This is a genomic window from Streptomyces sp. NPDC097981 (genome assembly GCF_040302565.1).
Taxonomy (GTDB): domain Bacteria; phylum Actinomycetota; class Actinomycetes; order Streptomycetales; family Streptomycetaceae; genus Streptomyces.
Genome location: NZ_JBEORW010000065.1, coordinates 1 through 20,224 on the forward strand (window position 1 = coordinate 1; position 20,224 = coordinate 20,224).

General features: G+C 70.2%; 19 protein-coding genes and 2 pseudogenes. 14 read left to right on the forward strand and 7 right to left on the reverse strand.

The genetic code is table 11. From position 1 onward, the window contains the following. The first annotated feature begins 174 nt into the window (after positions 1-174). Positions 175-684 carry an SMI1/KNR4 family protein gene (locus ABTY04_RS36740; protein WP_352217784.1) on the forward strand — a complete coding sequence of 170 codons (510 nt, stop codon included), beginning with the start codon at positions 175-177 and terminating at the stop codon, positions 682-684. 365 nt (positions 685-1,049) lie between these two features. On the opposite strand, the gene ABTY04_RS36745 is transcribed toward ABTY04_RS36740, so the two are convergent. The 4 genes from ABTY04_RS36745 to ABTY04_RS36760 all read right to left on the reverse strand — a co-directional run bounded on the left by ABTY04_RS36745 (position 1,050) and on the right by ABTY04_RS36760 (position 4,251). Then, positions 1,050-1,685, reverse strand: coding sequence for a PASTA domain-containing protein (locus tag ABTY04_RS36745; RefSeq protein WP_352217785.1), 636 nt, complete (start codon positions 1,683-1,685; stop codon positions 1,050-1,052). Positions 1,686-1,969: 284 nt separating this feature from the next. After that, positions 1,970-2,974, reverse strand: coding sequence for a HEAT repeat domain-containing protein (locus ABTY04_RS36750; protein ID WP_352217786.1), 1,005 nt, complete (start codon positions 2,972-2,974; stop codon positions 1,970-1,972). A 6-nt stretch (positions 2,975-2,980) separates the two neighbouring features. Further along, positions 2,981-3,652 (reverse strand): HEAT repeat domain-containing protein, encoded by a 672-nt coding sequence (locus tag ABTY04_RS36755; protein WP_352217787.1) that lies wholly within the window; start codon positions 3,650-3,652, stop codon positions 2,981-2,983. Positions 3,653-4,062: 410 nt separating this feature from the next. After that, positions 4,063-4,251 (reverse strand): hypothetical protein, encoded by a 189-nt coding sequence (locus tag ABTY04_RS36760; RefSeq protein WP_352217788.1) that lies wholly within the window; start codon positions 4,249-4,251, stop codon positions 4,063-4,065. Positions 4,252-4,590: 339 nt separating this feature from the next. On the opposite strand from ABTY04_RS36760, the gene ABTY04_RS36765 reads away from it, so the two are divergent. Both ABTY04_RS36765 and ABTY04_RS36770 read left to right on the forward strand, forming a co-directional pair. Beyond that, positions 4,591-5,478 carry a helix-turn-helix domain-containing protein gene (locus ABTY04_RS36765; protein WP_352217789.1) on the forward strand — a complete coding sequence of 296 codons (888 nt, stop codon included), beginning with the start codon at positions 4,591-4,593 and terminating at the stop codon, positions 5,476-5,478. A gap of 352 nt (positions 5,479-5,830) precedes the next feature. Next, the gene (locus tag ABTY04_RS36770; RefSeq protein WP_352217790.1) at positions 5,831-6,220 is read left to right on the forward strand and encodes a hypothetical protein; all 390 of its coding nucleotides are present in this window, start codon (positions 5,831-5,833) and stop codon (positions 6,218-6,220) included. 249 nt (positions 6,221-6,469) lie between these two features. Here the strand turns inward: ABTY04_RS36770 and ABTY04_RS36775 are convergent, their stop codons facing one another. Further along, complete coding sequence (locus tag ABTY04_RS36775; protein WP_352217791.1) at positions 6,470-7,099, reverse strand: maleylpyruvate isomerase N-terminal domain-containing protein; 630 nt, start codon at positions 7,097-7,099, stop codon at positions 6,470-6,472. Positions 7,100-7,173: 74 nt separating this feature from the next. On the opposite strand from ABTY04_RS36775, the gene ABTY04_RS36780 reads away from it, so the two are divergent. The 7 genes and pseudogenes from ABTY04_RS36780 to ABTY04_RS36810 form a co-directional block, all read left to right on the forward strand. Next, on the forward strand, positions 7,174-7,710 hold the full coding sequence (locus ABTY04_RS36780; RefSeq protein ID WP_352217792.1) for a helix-turn-helix domain-containing protein: 537 nt from the start codon (positions 7,174-7,176) through the stop codon (positions 7,708-7,710). A 13-nt stretch (positions 7,711-7,723) separates the two neighbouring features. Continuing rightward, positions 7,724-8,206 (forward strand): annotated as a pseudogene (locus ABTY04_RS36785) (NUDIX hydrolase); the annotation flags it as partial. Positions 8,207-8,794: 588 nt separating this feature from the next. After that, positions 8,795-9,211, forward strand: coding sequence for a hypothetical protein (locus ABTY04_RS36790; RefSeq protein WP_352217794.1), 417 nt, complete (start codon positions 8,795-8,797; stop codon positions 9,209-9,211). Next, positions 9,208-9,540 (forward strand): winged helix-turn-helix domain-containing protein, encoded by a 333-nt coding sequence (locus ABTY04_RS36795; RefSeq protein WP_352217795.1) that lies wholly within the window; start codon positions 9,208-9,210, stop codon positions 9,538-9,540. The genes ABTY04_RS36790 and ABTY04_RS36795 overlap by 4 nt, the downstream gene beginning before the upstream one ends. Before the next feature lie 138 nt (positions 9,541-9,678). After that, a complete protein-coding gene (locus ABTY04_RS36800; RefSeq protein WP_352217796.1) occupies positions 9,679-10,134 on the forward strand; it encodes a hypothetical protein in 456 nt (151 codons plus the stop codon). 72 nt (positions 10,135-10,206) lie between these two features. Then, entirely contained in the window at positions 10,207-10,656 is a 450-nt protein-coding gene (locus ABTY04_RS36805; RefSeq protein WP_352217797.1) for a hypothetical protein, read from the forward strand. A gap of 20 nt (positions 10,657-10,676) precedes the next feature. Beyond that, positions 10,677-10,757, forward strand: a pseudogene (locus ABTY04_RS36810) (IS5/IS1182 family transposase); the annotation flags it as partial. Between the two features lie 351 nt (positions 10,758-11,108). Here ABTY04_RS36810 and ABTY04_RS36815 read toward each other — a convergent pair. After that, positions 11,109-12,098, reverse strand: a complete 990-nt coding sequence (locus ABTY04_RS36815; protein ID WP_352217798.1) for a PI-PLC domain-containing protein — start codon at positions 12,096-12,098, stop codon at positions 11,109-11,111. A 656-nt stretch (positions 12,099-12,754) separates the two neighbouring features. Between ABTY04_RS36815 and ABTY04_RS36820 the strand changes: the two genes are divergently transcribed. After that, positions 12,755-15,400 carry a D-alanyl-D-alanine carboxypeptidase gene (locus tag ABTY04_RS36820; protein WP_352217799.1) on the forward strand — a complete coding sequence of 882 codons (2,646 nt, stop codon included), beginning with the start codon at positions 12,755-12,757 and terminating at the stop codon, positions 15,398-15,400. A gap of 109 nt (positions 15,401-15,509) precedes the next feature. On the opposite strand, the gene ABTY04_RS36825 is transcribed toward ABTY04_RS36820, so the two are convergent. After that, the gene (locus tag ABTY04_RS36825) at positions 15,510-17,102 is read right to left on the reverse strand and encodes an RICIN domain-containing protein (RefSeq protein WP_352217800.1); all 1,593 of its coding nucleotides are present in this window, start codon (positions 17,100-17,102) and stop codon (positions 15,510-15,512) included. Positions 17,103-17,429: 327 nt separating this feature from the next. Here ABTY04_RS36825 and ABTY04_RS36830 point away from each other — a divergent pair, with 327 nt between their 5' ends. The 3 genes from ABTY04_RS36830 to ABTY04_RS36840 all read left to right on the forward strand — a co-directional run bounded on the left by ABTY04_RS36830 (position 17,430) and on the right by ABTY04_RS36840 (position 20,222). Then, entirely contained in the window at positions 17,430-17,807 is a 378-nt protein-coding gene (locus ABTY04_RS36830; protein WP_352217801.1) for an SCO4225 family membrane protein, read from the forward strand. A 393-nt stretch (positions 17,808-18,200) separates the two neighbouring features. Continuing rightward, positions 18,201-19,259: a 3-oxoacyl-ACP synthase III family protein gene (locus ABTY04_RS36835; RefSeq protein ID WP_352217802.1), complete on the forward strand. Its 1,059-nt coding sequence runs from the start codon at positions 18,201-18,203 to the stop codon at positions 19,257-19,259. A 9-nt stretch (positions 19,260-19,268) separates the two neighbouring features. After that, positions 19,269-20,222, forward strand: coding sequence for a hypothetical protein (locus ABTY04_RS36840; protein WP_352217806.1), 954 nt, complete (start codon positions 19,269-19,271; stop codon positions 20,220-20,222). Positions 20,223-20,224: the final 2 nt, after the last annotated feature.

Consider the following 20,224-nt stretch of genomic DNA (forward strand, 5'->3'; position numbering starts at 1 on the left):
GAAGTTCTGGCAGGCCCACCACTGGTACTAAGCCGCCAGCGGTAGCAGACGCACGAAAACGCTCGGCCCGGACTTCCCGGCCGAGCGTCTTTGCGCATACGCCCGCGGGCTCGGTCCTCACCGGCGGCGTACCCGCCGATCGGCAGTCGCGAGACCGCCTCTAGGCTCAGCCCCATGACCGCGTTCGACGACCTCACCCGCCTCGTTCCACCGCCGTCGCAGCCGCTGTTGGCGCACGGGGACTGGAACGAGGTGGAGGCAGCCCTCGGCCTGGCGCTCCCCTCCGACTTCAAGCAGTTGGTCGGAGCCTACGGGGCCCACCACTTCGCCGAATTCCTGACGCCCCTTGCACCCTTCGGCGGGCGAGACCTGCTGGTCGGCCCGGCGAAGCGGCTGCTGGGCCAGGAAAGCAGCTTCCGGAACAGCAACCCCGAGGACTGCCCGTACCCCTTCTACCCGGAGCCTGGCGGACTCCTGCCGTGGGCGGGAACCGACAACGGGGACCGTGTGTGCTGGCTCACCGACGGGAAGCCGGACGAGTGGACGGTCGTCTGCTGGAATCCGAGGGGTTGGTACTACGACGCGCATCCCGTGGGCGCGGTCGAGTTCCTGGTCGGCTGGCTGTCGGGACACATCAGCACCGACGTCTTCCCCGATGCCGTCGAGTTTGCCGAGGAGCACTGATCCGTCAGAGGCTCGCGACGGCGTCGCGTCGGCTCGCGAGGGCCACCGGCCCCCGTCCACAGCTCCACCCCGCCTGCGGCAAGGGCCCGGTCGAGGCCGTCCGACCGGGCCGACGGGATGTCCTCCCAGCGGCGGCCCTGCAGAGAGCACGCAGCGCCGCACCCGTCCGTCAGCGGAGAAGGGCCGTTCCACGGGCGCTGCCTGGACGGCGACCGACACCCTTGGCCGAGGAGGACGGTGTTCGGCATCGCCTGCGGACGTGGACGGAGGCGCCCGGTCGCTGCTGAGAGAGGCCCGCTGGCCGGGGGTTCGATCGCGGCCCCCCTTGTCCGCGGCGCCCCGCCAGGCGGCGGGGGTCCAGGCGGTCAGGGGCAGCTCTCGCCGAACTTCACCACGCTGAAGGCGACCGGCTGGCCGGTGAACTGGGCGCCGCCGGCCGGGTCCTGCGTGCACACCTGCCAGTTGGACTCCTGGAGGACCATGCGGCCCTGTTTCGCATCCTTGACCGTGATGCTCGCGTTGCTGGGGAGGGCCTCGCGGGCGACCTTCATCGACTTGCCGACGATCGCGGGCATGGTGCCCGCGGCAGCGGTCGGTGCGGGGGCCTCCGCGGCGGGGCAGCTCTCCTCGATTTTGACCGCCCCGAGGTCGATCTTCGTAGTGGCATCGATGACGCCGCCAGGCGCGGGTGTCTGAGTGCAGACCTTCCAGCCGCGGTCGAGGACCTGCGCGCGGCCGCGGCCGAGGGAGTCGTGGGAGGTGAGGGAGCGGAAACCGGCGGCCTGCGCCTCGTCCTGGGCGACTTGGAGGCCCTTGCCGACAAGGTTGGGGAGCGTGGCCGTCCTGGCGGTGGTCTTCGGTGCGGAGGTCGGACCGGCCGGTGTGGTCGGGGCCGGCTTGGTGTCGGTGCCGGACGCGGTGGGTGCGGGGTCGCAGGCGGTGAGGGCGAGGGCCAGCAGTGCGGCTGCGGCCAGTGCGGCAGCGCCGTGGTGAGTGTGCATCAGGACATGGTGGGCTCCTGGTGTCGAAGACATGGGTGGTGTGATCGTGCTGTAACACACGAACGTCCTGCAACGCGGTGACGGGGCGCTGGGCCGATGGTGTCCAGGCCGGCCGGAGTGGACGGCGACGAAGCTCCGCCGGGGTCTGGCAGCGGATGACGCAGAGGCGGACTGCTGGGGCTGCAGGGCTGGTGACGGAGCGCAGTGGACGGCGGGGCCGGTCACGCCGCGCTCCGCGCGGCTGCTTCCGCCCAGTCCCCGCCCCCCCCGCCGCCAGGGGTCCGTCATCGTGTGTCGCGGAGCTCCAGAACGTAGGCCGCGGTGAGCGCGACGGCCCGGTCTTCGTCCCGCGACAGATCGGCCAGGACGCGTGAGGCCGTGCTGCCGGGGATGTCCGCGAGGGCCTGTGCCAGCCGCAGCCGGGCGGATGGTCCGACCGCCTTGTTGCCGAGGCGGCCGACGAGCCCGGCGACGATGCGGTCCGCGAGCGAGGGATCACTCGCCAGCGCGCTGAGCACGTCGGCTGCTTCGACGTCGTTCGCCTCGTCGGCGATCATGTCGGTGAGCGTCGGAACCGCATCGGCCACCCCGCGTGCCCCGAGCGCCAGCGCCGCGCACCGGCGGACTCCGAGGTCGGGATCCGCGAGGGCGCCCTGCAGCAGTACGGTCGCCCCGTGGTCCGGGATCTCCACCACCGACTGCACGGCGCGTCTCCTCACCTCGGCCGCGGGCGACTCCAGTCCGTGCGCGAGTCCGGCCAGTGCGGCCTCGCCCGATTGGGCGAGCGCCCAGCGGAGCGCACCGGCGACGTTCGGCTCCGTTTCGCTCAGAGCGGCCTCGACCAGGGCCTCCACCGGCACCGCGCCCCCTTCGGCCGCGGACAGCGCCGCGCGCTGCCGCTTCCCGGCGCTCTCCGATGCCAGGGCATTCAGGAGCGCGACGATGCGCAGGACGTCCTCCCAGCCGGGGGGCTCCGCGGCGCCGATCCGCTTCAGCCGCGTGAGCAGCTCCGTCTCGGCCGCGATGCGTTCTCGTGTCTGGCGGACCAGTGTCTCGATGAGCCCGGAGGGCGTGAAACCCGGTTCATCCAGAGCCCGCGCGACGTCGCGCAGCGGCAGCCCGAGAGACCTTAGGCTCTCGATGTGGAAGATGCGGCGGACGTCCGCGTTCGAGTACTCCCGGTAGCCCGCCCCGGTACGCCCCGTCGGCCGCAGCAGGCCCAGCGACTCGTAGTGGCGGAGCATGCGGGCGCTGACCCCGGACCGCCGTGCCACATCACCGATCAACACGTTCTGTCACTCCTCCCGAGCGCTCGCGCCCAAGGACACGATCCGCTTAGCCTCCTCGATGGCGAACCCGAACCCGGCATCGGGGTCACGCAGCAGTCGTTCCGTGGCGATCGCGTGCTCGAGCACCCGAGGGGCCGGATCCGCCATAGCGGCGCGCAGGGCCGGGGTGACCGCTTCACCCAGCGCGACCAGCGCCCGACTCAGGCTCAACTGCGTCTCACGCCCGCCGCGCCCGAGCTGCGTCGCCAGCACCTCGGCCAAGTCGGCCTGCCCGCCGTCTTCGGGCACGAGGACGACCGCTGCCCGCCAGGCGCTGCGCGCCACCTCGTCGTCGGCGTCGGTCAGCAGAGCCCGTGTGATCGCCGGCCATGCCTGCCGGTCCCCGACCTTCGACAAGGTGTGCAGGGCCTGACTGCGTGCCTGTGCCCGCTCCGAGCCCAGCGCGTCGATCAGCTTCGGGACCGTCACCGAGGACGAGTGGCGCGTCAGCGCCCAGGTCAGCATGTCCCGCACGTGGAAGTCGGGCTCGACCGCGCACCGCTTGATCAGCGTGTCGACGGAGCGGGAGTCCGCGGCCGTTCCGACCGCCAGGGCCGCCCTCAGCCGCACCGACGAACTGCTGCTCTCCAGCCCCTGGAGAGCGCGCATCGTGTTCACTTCTTCTGCCCGAATGGTCATGGGGACCACCTCCTCGGCAGCAGTGAAGACCTTGTCACAGTGTCAAGGTCAAGCCGGGAGCCACATGGCCGCGGCACGGGCACCGTTCCGGCGGGGCCGGGGCCGGGGGAGGGCGCGTCCCGCCCAGGGCGCCGGACCACCCTGCCCCGGTGAGGGCTTCGGGGTGTGTTGCAGCCGGCACACCCCGAACGGGACGGTTACGGGCAGTCCGCTGTACATGGATGCCGACTACCTGGAACGCGTACCTCCCTCGCGTCCGATGCGAAAGGCGAGCCAGCGGTGGCACTGTGCACACTCCGACCACTCAGCGACCGCGAAGTCGCCGTTGCAGCGGCGGACGAGCCCGGTGTAGGTCAAACGCGAGGTGTTCTCCCCACACTGGCGGCATGCTGCCACGAGATCGTGAGATGTCACCGCTGACCCCTCTCACCGGGGCGTGCAGCGGCCAGGAGGCAGGCGGCTGCCGGCAGCAGCCAGTCTCCCTCCTGAAGGATGGCCGCCTGGGCCGAGGGGTACATCACCAGCACGACGCCCAGCACCAGCATGGCCACGAAGGCCACGCTCATACACGGCAGGTCTATCCTGAAGTCGACGAGCACGAGGGTCTCCTTGTGTGAGCAGAAGGCCGTTCCCTGCTTCCGCCCAGAAGCACCAGGGGGCGGCCTTGGCTTTTGTCGTAAGGCCTCACGATGCGGGCCTCCGGTGCAGCGGTTCGACGGATCACATGGGTGTGGGCTCCCTTCTCCTCCCGGCGCGGCCGGCGACGGCCGCTGCCCCGAGTCTGGTGCCGGGCTCCGTGCAGGGACAACGGCTGCGAGACGCGCGTAGAAAACCCCGGACGAAGGCGAACACTGCCGAACACTGGTGAAATTCCGTAGCACTGAGGAACAATGACGGACCATCAGTACCGTTCTGTGTCGTTCACGGGGGTGGGGACCATGCCTGGTCAGCGGACACCGGCAGAGCCGCCAGAGCCCCAGCTCGCCTTCGCGGCCGAATTGCGCGAACTCCGCCGGCGGACCTTCAAGAAGCCGACCGAGGAGACGCTTGCCCGGAAGATGGGGTGCGGTCGCAGCACGGTCTCGGCGATCCTGAACGGCCGGCGATTCCCGAACTGGGAGCACACGGTGGCCTTCGTGGAGGCCTGTGGTGAGGAACCGTCGAGGTGGCAGAACCGGTGGCTGCGGGCGGCCAGGCAGATCGAGGAAGCCTCCAAGGGCCTTCGCTCCCCGCTCCCGCAACCACCGCTCATCGGCGGGCCGGAGACTCCGGGGGATGCTCTGCTGGCTGCGCACTGGTACCGGGACAATCGGGAATTCTACGAGGCGGCTGCTGCGGGTGTCCGCCAGGCCCGCTCGGAGATCCGGGTCACGTACACGCGCCGTTACCCGCCCACCCAGTACACGACCCGGGCGTCCGCCGAGTACTTCAGGGCCATCTTGGACTGGGCCGGCGAAGACAGTGACGACGAACGGAGCGTACGGCGCATCATCGGCATCCCCGAACACAACGGGCTTCCTGACCGTGACATGTTCTCCTGGGCTCGTCAGCACCACGAGGACAGCGAGCACATCCTCAACTACGAGGCCAATGTGCTGCGGTGGACAGCGGCGGCTGACGGCCTGAACATGGCGCTGATCGACGACAGTGTGGTGTTCCTGGCGTTCTCCGGGGGGCCGCGTCAGAGGCTGAACGGCTTCAGCGTCGAGGATCCCACGTTCATGACCTACTTCGCCGCGTACTTCGATCAGCTCTGGGCGTCTCTCCAGTCCCTGGGCACCTACCTCAGTGAAGCGGACGGCAACCGTCTCGACATACCTGTGTGAACCTCATCCTGCTGTGCCGGACCCCTCTGGACCATGGAACCGACCGCGGACGCCTGGTCCTGATCGCGGCGTCCTTGCAGGGAGGCGTGCCGACGGCTACCGGCTGTAGGACCGCGGTCCCCGGCGTCCGCGTCCGGGGCGCTTCGGCGTGAGGCGGGTGGCAACCAGAGCAGGACACGGTCCCCGATGGCAGGCGTTACGGCCGGCCCGCCGTACGTCGCCGTCGCAGCACTTCTGGGGGCGTACGGGTTAAGACGTATCCATCATGACAGATCTGACGGGTTTTCCGTAGGGCGAACAGCACAGGCTCCCGGCCTTGTTCGGGGAAGGTCGGGCTTTCAGAATTCCTTTCATGAATCACTCGGCGAATATCAATCACGATGCTGTCCTGCGCGCCAGGGTTTTCCTCTTGGGGTCGGAGAAGCCCACGGTCCGTCAGCGAGTCGCGGCCTACCGGGTGCTGGTGCAGGTCAGCCCGCTGGCCTACCTGTCTCGCCTCGCCGTCGACCTCATCAAGTACAGCAAGGAATTCGCCGGCCGGCCCGAGATCGTACTGACCCTGCGGGCCGAATCCGTGGGCGCCGCCCGCCGCTTGCATGAACTGGAATCGGGCCGCCAGCGACTTCTCATCACATCGCTCGCGTCCCTGCGGGATCAGCTGAATCTCATGGGCCGCAAGGAGGAAGCGGCTGCCGTGACGGGGGAAATTGCCCTTCTCGAATCAGCCTTCCCAGAGGTGTAGGGCGCAGGCAGCCGTCCCCCGGGTTGTGCGACGCACCGCCCGGGGGAGCCGGCCGCGAGATCGGCCCGGCCGACATCGCCGCCTCCGTCCCCGCCACTCCCCGGGCGGTGCAGTACGCCTTCGCCCGACGCGGCTCGTGGCTCGCGCAGGAGACCATGGTGTTCCCGGCCACCGATATGCATCCTGTGTGCGGTCGGAGACGCCGACGGCCGCCGGTCCACGGCACGGCGTTCGGTGCCGGCCATACGATCAGCTGCGGCCGAGCGGCGCGCCGTGCCAGCGCCAGTGCGTCCGGCGGGGGCGATCAAGCGTCTCCATACGTCCGGTGGCCCACAGCAGAGTCGACCACGGGGTGTCGATGACGGAGATTTCGGGGAACAGCCGCGAGAGGACTCGCTCACTCAGGTCCTGCGGGGGCTCCCAGATGCGGTGCAGACCCTGGGCGATGTCGTGGGTGTGCACCAGCGTCTCGACGATGCCCATCGCCGCGAAGCCCTCCGGGTCGGCGGCGCCAAAGACGTGCGGGGCCAAGGTGGTTGAGTCGGTGATGTCGACGACGGCCGCGAGCAGGCCGCCGCAGGCCTCCACGGCGGTCAGGAGCCCTCCGGGGCCCGCCTCGCGGTCACCGAAGATGACATTGGCCGGGCCATCGGGCCGATCACTGGAAATGCGCAGCGGGACGCGCGGTACGGCGATGGGCTGCGCGAGCCCGAACCGCAGCGCGTACGTCAGCAGGTCGTCCGCGAGGTGCTCAAGAGTTTCCCAGCACGTCCACTCCAAGTCGCCGGCCCTGGTGTGCCATTGGGCAGCGGGGCCGCCTTCGAGAGTGTCGACACAGAGGGCGACGGCCTGGCGCACGTCTTTCCCGCTCACCGTCATGGGCGGTCTCCGAGCTGCGGCATACGGAGAGCCTACATCCCGATCGACTCCGGCCCGCCCGCTTGGTGGAGGGCGTGGCTCCACCCGTGCTCCACCCCTCGGCCGCCGGGCTCAGCCAGGAGGAGCTGGCGCACGCCGCGGGGGTGAGCGTACGGGCGCCGTCGGACCTGGAACGCGGCCGGTCCCGGGGACCGCAACGTCGCACCGTGCAGGCGTTGTCCGCCGCGCTGGGACTGGACACCGCCGGCGCCCAGGAGCTGGAGCGGGTCGCCAGCCTGGGCCGGCCCCGGGCCCGTCCCCGCACCCGCCCGGCCACCGGGCCGGGGCAGGAGCCCGCCCCGCACGCCCGCACCCGCCCGGTCGGCGGGCGGGCGGCCGGACCCGCTGCTGAGCCCACCCCGCTCCACACGCTCGCGCTGCCCCGCGACCTCCACGATTTCACCGCCCGCGGTCCCGCCCTGTCCCGGCTGGCGGCCCTCCGAACGGGGACAACGTGCGGTACGCCGCCGGTGCCGGCTCCACGGCGAGCGGCGATCAGGGTTGCCGTGCCGTTCGTGTTCAGCCGGGGCAGCGCTGCCTGGAAGATTCGGACCTGTGGCCAGAACCTTTGAGATCGTGTATCCCATGGTTGAACTGGTTGAACAGGTGAACGAGCAGGATCGTGTCGTCGGGATCGTCGACCGCGGGGAGGCGATCCGGGAACGATGGCTGCACCGCGTCGCGACGACGGTGTGCCGCGACGCCGACGGACGGATCCTCGTGCACCGGCGCCCGGATGACGCATCCCGCTTCCCGGGCCAGTTCAACTGGATGCTCGGTGGCGCCGTTGACGTGGGAGAGTCGTACGAAGAGGCCGCCGCGCGGGAACTGGCGGAGGAACTGGGCGTCCACGTCGAACCCCGCTTCGTGCTCAAGTTCCTGTGTGACGGCGCGATCAGTCCCTACTGGCTGGGCCTCCACGAGGTCGTCATCACCACGCAGGTACAGCCTGATCCCCGGGAAGTCGCCTGGTCCGACTGGCTGACCGAGCCGGAACTCGAAGACCTCGTACGCCATCAAGGGTTCATCCCGGATGCCCGCGAGGCGTTCGACCGGTATCGCGCCCTGGGCACCCCGAGCGCCGCGGCCTCGCCGTCGAGACCTGCGCCGGGCAATCAGCCACAAGTGAGGGGCCGAATCACGGGAGCCGACCTCTCTCCAAGGTGGGGACGGCAGACGTCGGCCGATGGGAAGCCCCCGCATCGGCGGTGACAGATCCCGGCGCCACACTCGACGCCGGACCACCCCGGTCGGCGATCGACCTGACGGCGCTGCGGGCCCTGAAGGCGCTGCGCACCGACGTCGAAACCCTCGACCGATGCGGCCGGTGCACACGGACGATGTCGTGCACTCCCGGGGTGAGTGCACGACATCGCTGGTGAGTGCACGACTTCGTGAATGAGCGTGAGCCTCCGCCAACTTGAAGTTGCAGTCCAAAGGGCTGGTGTGGCCGCTGGTCGGGGTACTCACGCTGGTCGTGGGCGGCAGTCTGCGGAGTAGATCGTCTGTCGGCGTGGAGAGATGCTCGCCGACTTTGCTCCGGGAAATCTCGCCCAGGCGAAGCCGGTTCCCCGCTTCGGCAAGTAGTTGCTACTCTGGCAAGTAGATGCCAGGTTGGGCATGGGGATGCCCGGGCGACGACGGGAGGGGTGTGCGATGAGCGAACAGATCGATGCAGTCGCAGCGTTGAAGGGGATTGCGCGGATCGAGGCGACCTCACGGGTGCGAAGCCGCTGGTATGTCGGCTACTTGTGGCTATTCGCCGTCTGGCAGCTGGTCCTGGTTCCCGCTGTGTTGCTGTGGCACGGGCCGATGGGGACACTGGTCAGCACGCTGGCGAATGCACTTGTGGTCATGGGGCTGTCCCTGTTCGCCGTGCGGCAGCCTGTGGTTCCGCACGGCTACGGAGGGCTGCACCTCAAAGTGATCGGGGCATGGGCGGGTGCCTACGTCTTGACCCTCGCGCTCGGCTTCACGGTTGTCGTGGACAGTGTCGCCTTCGCGGCCGTAGCCGCTTTTGCGTGCGCCTTGCCGGCCGCTGCGGCAGCCTGGCGGGAAGCGCGCGCTGTATGAAGCCGGAACCCTCGACGGGCGCGGGACAGGGCCCTCACCCGCGACACGCACTCGCGCCCCTTCTTGCCTCGGCCGTACGTCTGTCGATCGTCGCAGCCCTCGCTGTGGTGGAGAAGGCTGAGTTCGCCTATGTACGAGATCTCGTGGAAATCACCGACTCCGCACTGTCGAAGCAGGTCTCGCGCCTGGAAGAAGCGGGCTGGGTGACGGTCGAGAAGGGTCAGGTCGGACGTCGGCCGCGGACCTGGCTGCGTCTGACCGAGGACGGGATAGCTACTTACCGACGCCACCTCGCCGCGCTCACGGCAATCGCAGGCCCACTGCAATGACATGGGCGGGGGAAAGCGGCTGGTCACCGGTGCGGCCAGCCGTTCGTCTGAGCCTTTGACGGGCTGTCGCCGTTCGGTGATATGCCAGCTTGCCGATTTCTCCTCATTGCAGTCGGGATGCCTTCTGCGATCCGGTGCATGCTGGATCCCGAGCTGCTGGAACGGATCACCGCGCGGCGCGCGGAACTGGACGAACTCGAAGAACAGCTGGCCAAGCAGTTGGCTGAGGTACGGGCCGAGCGGGACGACCTCACCGTCGCCGAACGGGTTCTTGAGCGGGTGAGCGAACAGCTCGCTGGCGAGCGCGCCTCGGTCGTGCCGGCGCCGGGGCAGGTGGGCGGCCGGGCGGTGATGCTGATCCCGCACCGCACGCCGGACATGGAGGAGACCATGCTCCCGCCGGACTACCAGCGCATTCTCGCCGCTGTGCGCCAGGCCGCCGGGCCGGTCATGGCCCGGCAGGTCGGCGAGATCCTGGGAGTCGACGTCACCGTGCGGTCCAAGCTGGAACCGCTGCGCGGGAGACTGGTCAGACTCGTCGATCGCGGCTGGCTACGCAGACTGCCCGACGGCCGGTTCACCATCCGCCTGTGACCGGGGACGCTACCGCCCGGGGTGGTGCGCTGCGGGCGTAACCACGGCGCCCCCGGCGGCCGTTGGATTTGTGTGGCGAAAACCAATGAACGCGCCGAGGACCCCTGCCCGCTTGTTTACCAGTGCCGCCTGCCGCTGTCCACGCACACCGTCAACCACCTCGCCGACCTGCTTCGTCGCCACCTGAAAGCGATACGGTCCAGGTGGCGGATCCTGCCGCCCGGACGGATCGCGGTGATCGTCCTGGCCGTGCTGCGTCACGACCAGCGCCTGGCCGACATGGCGGGCGGCAACGACGTGTCCGAGTCCACCGTCCGCCGCTGGCGCGATGAGCTGATCGCCCTGCTCGCCGCCCAGGCCCCGCGCCTGGACCGAGCCCTGAAGAAGGTCGCCAAGCAGCGCGGGGAAGTAGTCCTGATCGACGGCACTCTCATCCGCACCCAGCGCCGCACCGGCAAGGCCGACCGGCGGAACTACTCGGGCTCAAGCACCGCAGCCATGGCCTGCACGTCCTTGCCCTGACCGACGAGAAGGGCCGCCTGATCTGGATATCCGCTGCCCGGCCCGGCCGCACCCACGACAACACCGCGGCCCGCCACGACCACGTCCTGGCCCGCCTGCGCGCGGCCGGCCAACCGTGTCCTCGCCGTCGGACGTGCACCGGTCGAGCACGGTTTCGCCCACCTCAAGAACTGGCGGACCCTCACCAGACTCCGCACCGACCCCGCCCGCGCCACCCGTCTCCTGCGCGCTCTGCTCGTCCTGACGAACCTCGAAGTCAACCGCTGACAGATGATCTTCTCCGTGGGCTCCCGCCCACGACCAGCGTGAGCAAACCGAGAGTCGGTCACACCAGCCCTTTGACCTGCGACTTCAAGTTGGCGGAAGCCCCGTGCATGACAGCTCCGGTGACGATGCCGCACTTTCACCCCGGTGCGCACAACGCCCGCCGGTGCGTCTGGTGGTGCTGTGCTCTACCGGAACAGACGGTCACCAGCGGTGGCCATGCGATGGGTGCCGCTGTGGCGGTTCACCCAGTCACGGACGAGGTTGACGGCGTTGGCGCACTGCCAGCTGTCGTCGTACTCGCGGACTCCGGTGAAGGCCCCGTAGCCCGCGATGATGCCGTCCACCCGCCCGTCGCCCAGCAGTTTGTCGACGTACCACGGATCGTTGTAAGTGGTCGTCCAGGACAGTGTGGCCGCGAGCTGTCCGGCGTCACGGTCTCCGGCGCCCTTCTTCAGTTCCGCGCACGTGTAGTGAGTGGTTTCGGTGCAGTTGCCGAACCCCTTGGTGATGTCGCTGTCGCCGTAGTCCATCACCCGGCGGCCGGTCGCGAATCCGGAACCGGAACGGTTGAAAGCGCCTTGGGCCTGGTCGCGGGTTCCGGTCGTCGTGATGCCCTCCAGGCTGCCGAGCCTGCCTTCCAGGCTCTTCCAGCCCCTGCCGCCGACGTCCGGGGTGCTGCCGCCGTGGTACTCGTAGAATCCGTAGAGCACCTGGATCCCGGCAGCCGTCAGCCGCTGCGCCTTGTCGCGCAGTCCGGCGACGCTGCACCCGCGGTTCTCCTGCTCTCCGCAGTAGTTCGGGTCCTTGATGTCCAGCCAGACCAGCGCCAGCCGGCGTCCTGCGTTGGCGTTGGAGAGAATGCGGTCGATCACGCTGTCGAAGCTGGGGCCCAGCCGGTTGTCACCGGCCGAGGAACAGTCGTGATAGGCCCGCCATTCGTTCGGGTTCCACCAGGCACAGACGTCTATCTCGATGCCGTTGGCGCCGTGCTTGAGCGCGGCGTCCACGCCGCCCAGGGTGTCGACGCGGTGCGCGATGGCGTAGATCGGGTGACGCTGATCGGCCGCTGCCGCCGTGGTCGTACCGAGCGCGGTGGTACCGATGATTCCGCACAAGGCCGCGATCAGCGCCAGTAACATCCGGGGGCCGGCACCAGACCTGAGATAAGTGGTCAAGAACATACTCCTTCATGTCGGTGTCCTGAAGCGGACAATTGATCTCACCCCGCATGTGTTGACACGCGATGAATGCGTGATGAATGAAGTTCGGGTGAGGGCGTCCCTTGAGCTACGGTCCGCGGGGTACGGTCCCTGCCCGCAGCCGCCGCCCCACTGCCGACGCGCTGACTCGGCGGTACCGGGTCCGTCGCCGGAAGCCCGCCGGCTTCCTGGGCGGCGACGATCCCCTCCTGATTGCTGGACCGCAGTGGGCGCCGGATCTGCTCGCGAATCATGTCGGCGAGTCCGGCCTCGGCGAAGAATCGGCCCACATCGCCCCGGCCTGGCTCCTCACACAGGACGGCGTGACCGGCCCGGTCATCACTCGTTCGGCATGCCGTGCCGAACGGTCACAAGATCGAGCAGGGGGGAACGAGCTGTGCGCCGCGTACATCTAGCAGTGCGGCGGGGCTCCGTAGGGGCATCGCCGCACGGTATCTGCACAGTGTGAGTGGTAAGGCGGGGCTGGGATGAAGGCAAGAGCGGTGGCGGGCGGTTCTCCGGACGACCAGGGGCTTGACGCAAGCACCACCGCAGGGGCAGGCCCTGACGACACAGCCACGGAACCGGACACCACGGACGTCGCCGGCTCCGAAGACGCGCCTGCCGTCGCGTTGCCCGCGGCTGACAGCACGGCCGAGGCCGACGCCGACGGCGCGCTCCTGACACGCGGTGCTGATACACCGGGCGATCAGCCCGAGAGGAGGGCCGAGGCCGGCGAGCCGGAGCCTGCGCGCGACACGGCCCCGCGGGAGACAGCCGCCGGGGACGACCGCACGGGGGCGCTCTCGCCGCCCGCACCCAACCCTGCCGCAGGAGGCAACGAAGCCGAGAGCAGCGGGGCGAAGGCCCGGCCCTCAGCCGGCAGCCACACCGACACCGCGGCCGAAACCGGTGAGACGACTGACGGCCCGCAGTCCGCGTGCGATACCGCCACGCCCGGTGACACCCCGAAGGCCGAAGCCGAGGCCGACGTTGACGCCGAAGCCGAAGCCACGGGGAAGGCCGCTGAGACTCGTTCCGACGCCGAGGACAGTGCCAACACTGAAGCGGGGGCCGCCCAGGTCGGCACCGCGGCCGTCGCCGCGGGCGACACGGACACGGAAGGCAAAGCCGGGCAGAAGGCCGACGACACGCAAGTGCTCCCCATGCCCGCACGCACCGCCGCCGAGCCCGAGAGCGACACCGGGGCCGATGGCACGGCAGCCGCGGCACCCGCGTCCAAAGCCTCCGCACCGGGCAGTGGCCCCAGGAGCGGAACTCGACCCACCCCTGACGCCGAGGCGCCGAGCGCACCCGATGCTGCCGCGGGGAGCGACGAACCCGAGCGCGGCCCTCGGCGCACCGCCGGCACCGGAAAGGAGACCGGGCCCGGGACCGAGCCGGACGACGCGCCCGCAAGCCGCACCGGGACCGCAGCCGAGACCGACGAGGAGGCCGGCTGCACGCCGACGCTCACCAAGCCGACGAGCGACAGGGCCAAGGCCGGGACCAAGCCCGCGACGCGCGCGGACGCGCCGGGTGACGGGACCAAGGCCGAGGACACCCCGGCCTCCACGGCCGACTCCGACGGCGGAGCCGGGGACACGCGAACCGTCGCGTTCCGCGCGCCCGAAGCTGCCGCGACCGGCCGGAAGCCCAAGACGGACACCGCGACGGACGCGTCCGGGGACGACAGCAAGGCGCTCAGCGATGCGAGCAAGAAGGCCTGGCCCGCAGTCAGAGCCGAAGGCGCCGACGAGCCGGGCGGCGGGCTTGACGCCCGAGGACGCCAGAACGGCTCCGCTGCCGAGGCCACGGCCGAGGACGACGGCCGGAAGCTGCCCGCGCGGGCTGGGGGAGAGGAGAGCGATTCCGAGCGGACGAGCCGGTTCGTCGCCCTCAAGCCGCTCGACGTGCCGGCGCCCGCCGCGCCTGGGCCCCAGCCGCACCCCCAGGCCCCCGCGCCCACGACGCCCAAGGCGCCGCTGGATCTGCTGGCCGAGCTCACCAACACCCCTTCCCCGCAGGAGACCCCCCGCCGGACCGCGCTGCGCCGCGTCAAGGTGTGGACGCCGATCCTGTTGCTCCTCGGCGGGGCCTACGCCGGCGCCCAGCTGCTGCGTCCGCTCCCCACCCCCCGGGTCGTCGCCGCAGAGACCGCGCACACCGTCGACGGGCAGTTCTCCATCCCCTGGCCCGCCAAGGGCCAGGGGGCCGTCCGCGTCCCCGGCTCCGGCGACGTCGGCGCATTCGGCGACCAGAAGCCCGTCCCCACGGCCAGCGTGGCCAAGGTGATGACGGCCTACGTGATCCTCAAGGGCCACCCCCTGCGCAAGAACGATCCGGGTCCCGACATCACGGTCGACGCGAAGGCCGTGGCCGACGGCAACTCCGAGAACGAGTCCCGGATCCAGGGGCTCACGGCAGGAACGAAGTTCAGCCAGCAGGACATGCTCAAGATGCTGATGATCCCGTCCGGCAACAACGCCGCCCGACTGCTGGCCCGCTGGGACACAGGGAGCGATTCCGAGGCTGCATTCGTGGAGAAGATGAACGCCGCCGCCCGGGACCTCGGGATGAAGGACACGACGTACACGGACCCCAGCGGCCTGGACGCCGGCACCGTCAGCACCGCCACCGACCAGTTGAAGCTGGCCGAGGCGGTGATGAAGGACGAGGTCTTCCGTACGATCGTCGCCATGCCCAGCGCACCCATCAAGGGGCTGGCCCAGCCGCTCGTCAACAACAACGAGCTGCTCAGCGTGCAGAGCCTGAGCGTACGCGGCATCAAGACCGGCTCCAGCACACCGGCCGGCGGAACGCTGATGTGGGCGGCGTACAAGTCGGTCGGCGACGAGACCCCGCTGATCCTCGGCACGTTGATGGAGCAGCACGTGGAGGGCTCGGACCCGAACGCGACCAAGAGCCTGGCCCTGGTGCAGACGAACAGCAAGAAGATCATCGAAGCGGTGCGGACGGCCCTGGCGTCCACGCCGCTCGTCCGCAAGGGCGACACGGTCGGCTACGTGGACGACGGCCTCGGCGGCCGTACTCCGCTCGTGGCCACCAAGGATCTGAACGTGATCGGCGTTCCGGGCCAGCAGTTCAAGCTTGCCGTCGCCGCCGGCGCCTCGCCGCTGCCGCACAAGGCGAAGGCCGGTACGGAAGTCGGCATCCTGACGGCCGGCGTCGGTGAAGGGGCCAAGAGCGTACCGGTCGCCGTCCGGAACGCCGTGGCCGAGCCCTCCGTCGGCACCCGGCTCACCCGCCTCGGCTGAGCGGTCCCGCCGCGGAATTCCGGGGCGCAGGGGTGGGGGTGTCCCCCGTCCAGCCCGGCTTCGTCCGCGTCGGCGGTCCCGCGCCGCCGGGTGGACGGACTGCCGGGTGTCAGGGGGTGTCACCGTCACCTTCGCCGCTGTCGTCGTCGGCGGCGAAGGCGAAACTGGCCGCATGGTAGTAGTCGGGGAGCTGGACGAGGTGGGTCCCCCGGCGTGGGGGATGGGTATCGGTCCAGGTCTGTGGGCCGAGGAGGTGTGCCGGGTAGTCGCTGGCGGGGACCGGGGGGACGAAGCGCAGGCGGAATGACTTCCCGTCCGGTTCCGCGGCGAACGTCCACAGTTGTCGTGTGCGGTTCGCACCGCGGATGCAGTCCGCCTGGACCACCTCGACGGCGTTGCCTCCTCCCGAGGTGCCGTCGAGGCACTTGCCGGTGCCGGTGTTACGTAGCTGGTAGGCCTTGTCGCCGGCCGCGATGCGTTCCCAACGCTGGGAAGGGTCCTCGGTGCAGACCTGGAGCTGGATGTACGTCGCGCCGGGAGCGTCGGGTCCGACGCAAAGCCCTGTCCTGGTGTTCAGGAGCCGGAAGCCGGCGGGTCTGCTGCTGGGGGAGGGGCTGTCGGGGTCGGGAGACGGCGCGGAGGAGCTGTCCGTCGTGGCGGTGGGGGTCACGGCCGGCGGCGAGGCGGCCGGGCGGGCCGTGGCACCTGCGTCGGCCTGTGTGCCGGGTGGTGTGGTCACGGGCAGCGGTTCGGGCGAGGACCGGGGCGTCCCCTCTTCGGCGAGGGAGACCATTGTGGTGATCGCGGCGGCGATTGCCGCTGCCAGGCCGATGCACAGCACCAGTGAACGGCTGTGGTGGCCCGTCCAGGCTGCGGCGGGCCACCGGGAGGCGCGTCGGAATGCGGAGGCCGCCGCAGGGCGCAGGGCCGTGACACCGTCCTGGGCGGTTGCAGGGGCCGGGCGCAGTGGCAGGCCTGCAGGCCACAGCATCAGCGCGCGGTAGAGCACGTCCCGGTTCCAGATGTGGATGGCCGTGAGTTCGATCCGGGCCGTACGGCACCTCTCGCACCAGGCCGTGTGCGTGTCGAGTTCGGTGTGCGCGGCGCGGTGTCGGACGGTGTCGCCCAGGATGGCGGTGAGGTGGCGGCAGGACCGGTCGGAGGTGTGGGCGCATGCCTGCAGGTACGCCTCCCAGAGTCCTTTGCGGGCGGCCTCGGCGTCAGCCCCGGTCTCGGCGGCCGCTGTTGCCGTGGTGAGGTTCTCCCAGAGCGTCGCCTGCCAGGTGTCGGGCAGTGTGCGAAAGCTGCGCAGGAGGATCGAGTTCTCTTCGGCCGCCTCCGCGGCGGACGCGCGCCCCTCGTGACCGGGCAGCGATGCGATCCACTGGGCGAAGCCGTCCGAAAGCCGTGGACCGTGCCCTTCGTCGGCCCACCGGGCGGCGGCACGTCGCACCGCGGTCACCAGGTACGGACGCCATGCCGCAGTGGGGCCGCTGCCGTCGCGGACTGCCTGCAGGGTCTGGGCGAATGCCTCGTTCGTGACCTGCTGCGCGTCTCGCTCATGGGGACAGTACAGACGCGCGTGAACGAGGACCGCATCCTCGTGCCGCAGGAGGACCTCGGACGCCGCCGACCGGTTTCCCTGCCGTATGAGATGGGCGAGTTCGGCGTCTGAACTCTCGGCAGCCATGGGCTCAGGCATGTGCTTTCCTCTCCCGTCGGCCGCAGGCTCCGAATCCGGCGGCACACTCGGGAGACCCCGCTGCGCGGCCGGAATAACAGAAAGTTCGGGTTCCGATTGGCTGCGTGCTGCTGTGGCCGCCTGCACACGTATGCGATTGCCCTCGCCGGCCGGACGACGACCCAGCGGCCTGCTCACGTGTCCGTGCGAGTAGGCTGACGCGGTAGGCGCGGCGGCCACCACGATGGTGATAGCACGGGCCCTGACCTGCGGGCCCCGCTGTACGACCCACCGGGAACGGCCCGCTCGACGGGCACGGGCCTGCTGGGAACCGACTCACGGAGAACCATGCGTTCAGAACTGCGGACGTTTGTGCGCCTGACCATCGGCAATTGGCTGTCGGGTTCTTACCTTGCCCTCGCCGCCTTCTTCCTGCTGTTCGGCTTTGGCGTGAACGGCAGCTACGTCGCAGGCTTGTTCGCGGGACTGCTTGCCCTGCCGACGGGTGTCGTCCTGATCGCCGTGGTCAACTCCCTCGGGGCGTGGGCCCAGACCGGTGTGGCGGCGGTCTGCATCCTCCTGTTCTCGTACACGTTCCAGGCGTTCCTCCTGGGGTTGTTCCTCCGCGCAGTCCGACGGCGATCGGCACGGTCCGGCCGGATCGCTCCGGCCTCGGATTCGCCTGCCACCCGGTCCGCTCCGACGGCTGGTGGACGTACGAGCTGAGCCTGACCGATGTCGTCGGAGGGCTCGGCGCCCATGCCGAGGTGATGCTGCCGCCGTGGCGGTGGTGCTGGCGACCTCTGCGGTCGCGCCGGGCTGCGCCGTACCCGGCGGCTCGTGCAGTGAGCGGACCGGGTGCTTCCGGACAGGTTTTCGAGCGTGCGTGCGCCGTCGGAAGGTGTGGAGGCCTTGCTTCTGCCCGGTGCCGCGGTGAGGCCGGGTGGCCGGTATTCGATGGTATTTCCTGTATGTATGGATCTCAGACCGCCCGGTGAGATGTCCGTACGCTACGGTAACTTCGCTGTCCGTTATTCCCCGGACGCACACTGCATCCCTCTGCCATCCACCGCCCCGGCACCCCCATGCCCACGGGCGGATCGCCACGGAGAGCGACACATGAGCACGACCGCATACAGCCGAATAGCCTCCTTAGGCGTCCGGCTCCCCGCAACAGTCCAGACCACCCCCCAACTCGCCGCCCGTGTCCCGGGGCTGGGCGACGTGGACATCGAGAAGATCACCGGGATCGCCGAGCGGCGCGTGTACGACCCCGAACCGGCCGCCGGCGAGGACTCGTTCGGGATGGCCCTGGCCGCCGCCCGGGACGCGCTGGCGTCCTCCCGTTACGGGGCCGCCGACCTCGACATCGTCATCTCCGCCTCGATCACCCGCTTCAAGCACGGCGATCGCTTCACCTTCGAGCCGTCCTTCGCCGCAATGCTCGCGAGTGAGCTGGGCGCCCGCTCCGCCATCCATTTCGACGTTTCCAACGCCTGCGCCGGAATGATGACCGGCGTCTGGCTGCTCGACCGGATGATCCGCTCCGGTGCGGTGCGGCGCGGCCTGGTCGTCAGCGGTGAGCAGGCCACCCGTGTCGCGCAGACCGCCGCACAGGAGATGACGGACTCCTACGACCCGCAGTTCGCCTCGCTCTCCGTCGGGGACTCGGCGGCCGCCGTCGTCATGGACGTCTCCACCGACCCGGCCGACCGCATTCACTACGTCGAGCTGATGACCTGCTCCGAGTACTCCCACCTGTGCATGGGCATGCCGAGCGACCGCACCCAGGGCATCGCCCTCTACACGGACAACAAGAAGATGCACAACCGCGACCGGCTCAGGCTGTGGCCGCGGTTCCACGGGGATCTCCTGGCCAAGAGCGGGCGGTCGTTCGCCGGTGAGGAGTTCGACTACGTCATCCAGCACCAGGTCGGCACCCGTTTCATCGACTACGCCAACGAGATGGCCGAGGACGAATTCGGCACCCCTATGCCTGCCTCCCTCTCCGTGGTGGAACGCTACGGAAATACCGCGACGACGTCGCACTTCCTGACGCTGTGCGAACACCTCAGGGCGGGGACCGCCCGCCGCGGGGCCAGGTTCCTGCTGGTGCCGGCTGCCTCGGGCGTGGTCACCGGTGCCCTGTCCGCGACCCTCACGAACGTGGGGGTGTGAGCCGTGGGCATGGTCATCACCGCCGCCGAAACCGCCGTCCCCGACCCGTCGGCTCCAACCACCGCACCGGGAGCTCCCGCTGGGGCCCCGGCTTCCGTCGTGGACCTCGCCGGCCGGGCCGCCCGTGGCTGCCTGGCCCGGGCGCGGGTGCCGGCCTCGTCGATCGGCGTGCTCGTCAACGTCGGCGTCTACCGGGAGCACAACACCTTCGAACCGGCCGTGGCGGCCTTGGTGCAGAAGGAGATCGGCATCAACCTCGACTACATCGCCGACCCCGAGCCGGCCGCAGGTTTCTCCTTCGACCTGATGAACGGAGCCTGCGGCGTGCTCAACGCCGTCCAGGTGGGGCAGGCACTGCTGGAGACGGGAAGCACCGAGCGCCTCCTGATCACGGCGGCCGACGTCCACCCGGGGGGCGACGCGGACCGCGACGCCGGCTACCCGTACGCGGACCTGGCCGGTGCCTTCCTGCTGGAGCGCAGCGCCGACCCGGGCGCCGGGTTCGGGCCGGTGCGCCACTACACCGCTGACCGGCCCACCGATGTCGAGGGCTACCTCGACACCGGCACCATGGGGGCGCAGGGGCGGACCACGATCACCGTCAGGCGTGAGCCGGGCCACCGGGCCCGGCTGAGCGAGCTCGCGGCGCGCGCTGTCACCGAGTACGCGGGGGAGTTCCGCGTCGACCTCGACCGGACCCTGGTGATCGGCCCGTCCGCGTCCGCGTCCGCGTCCGCGTCCGCGACCGCGACCGCGACCACGACCATGGCCGGGGCCGGGACCGGGGCCGGGGCCGGGGCCGGAGTCGGGGTCGGCGGAGAGCCGCACACCGCGGCGCCCGTCCTCGGCTACCTCCGGGCGATGGGCGGCGTACGCCGGGACGACTACGACCAGTTCCTGTTCGTGTCCGTCGGCGCCGGACCCAGCGCGGCGTGTGCCGTCTACCGGCCCGAGGGGTGGTGAGC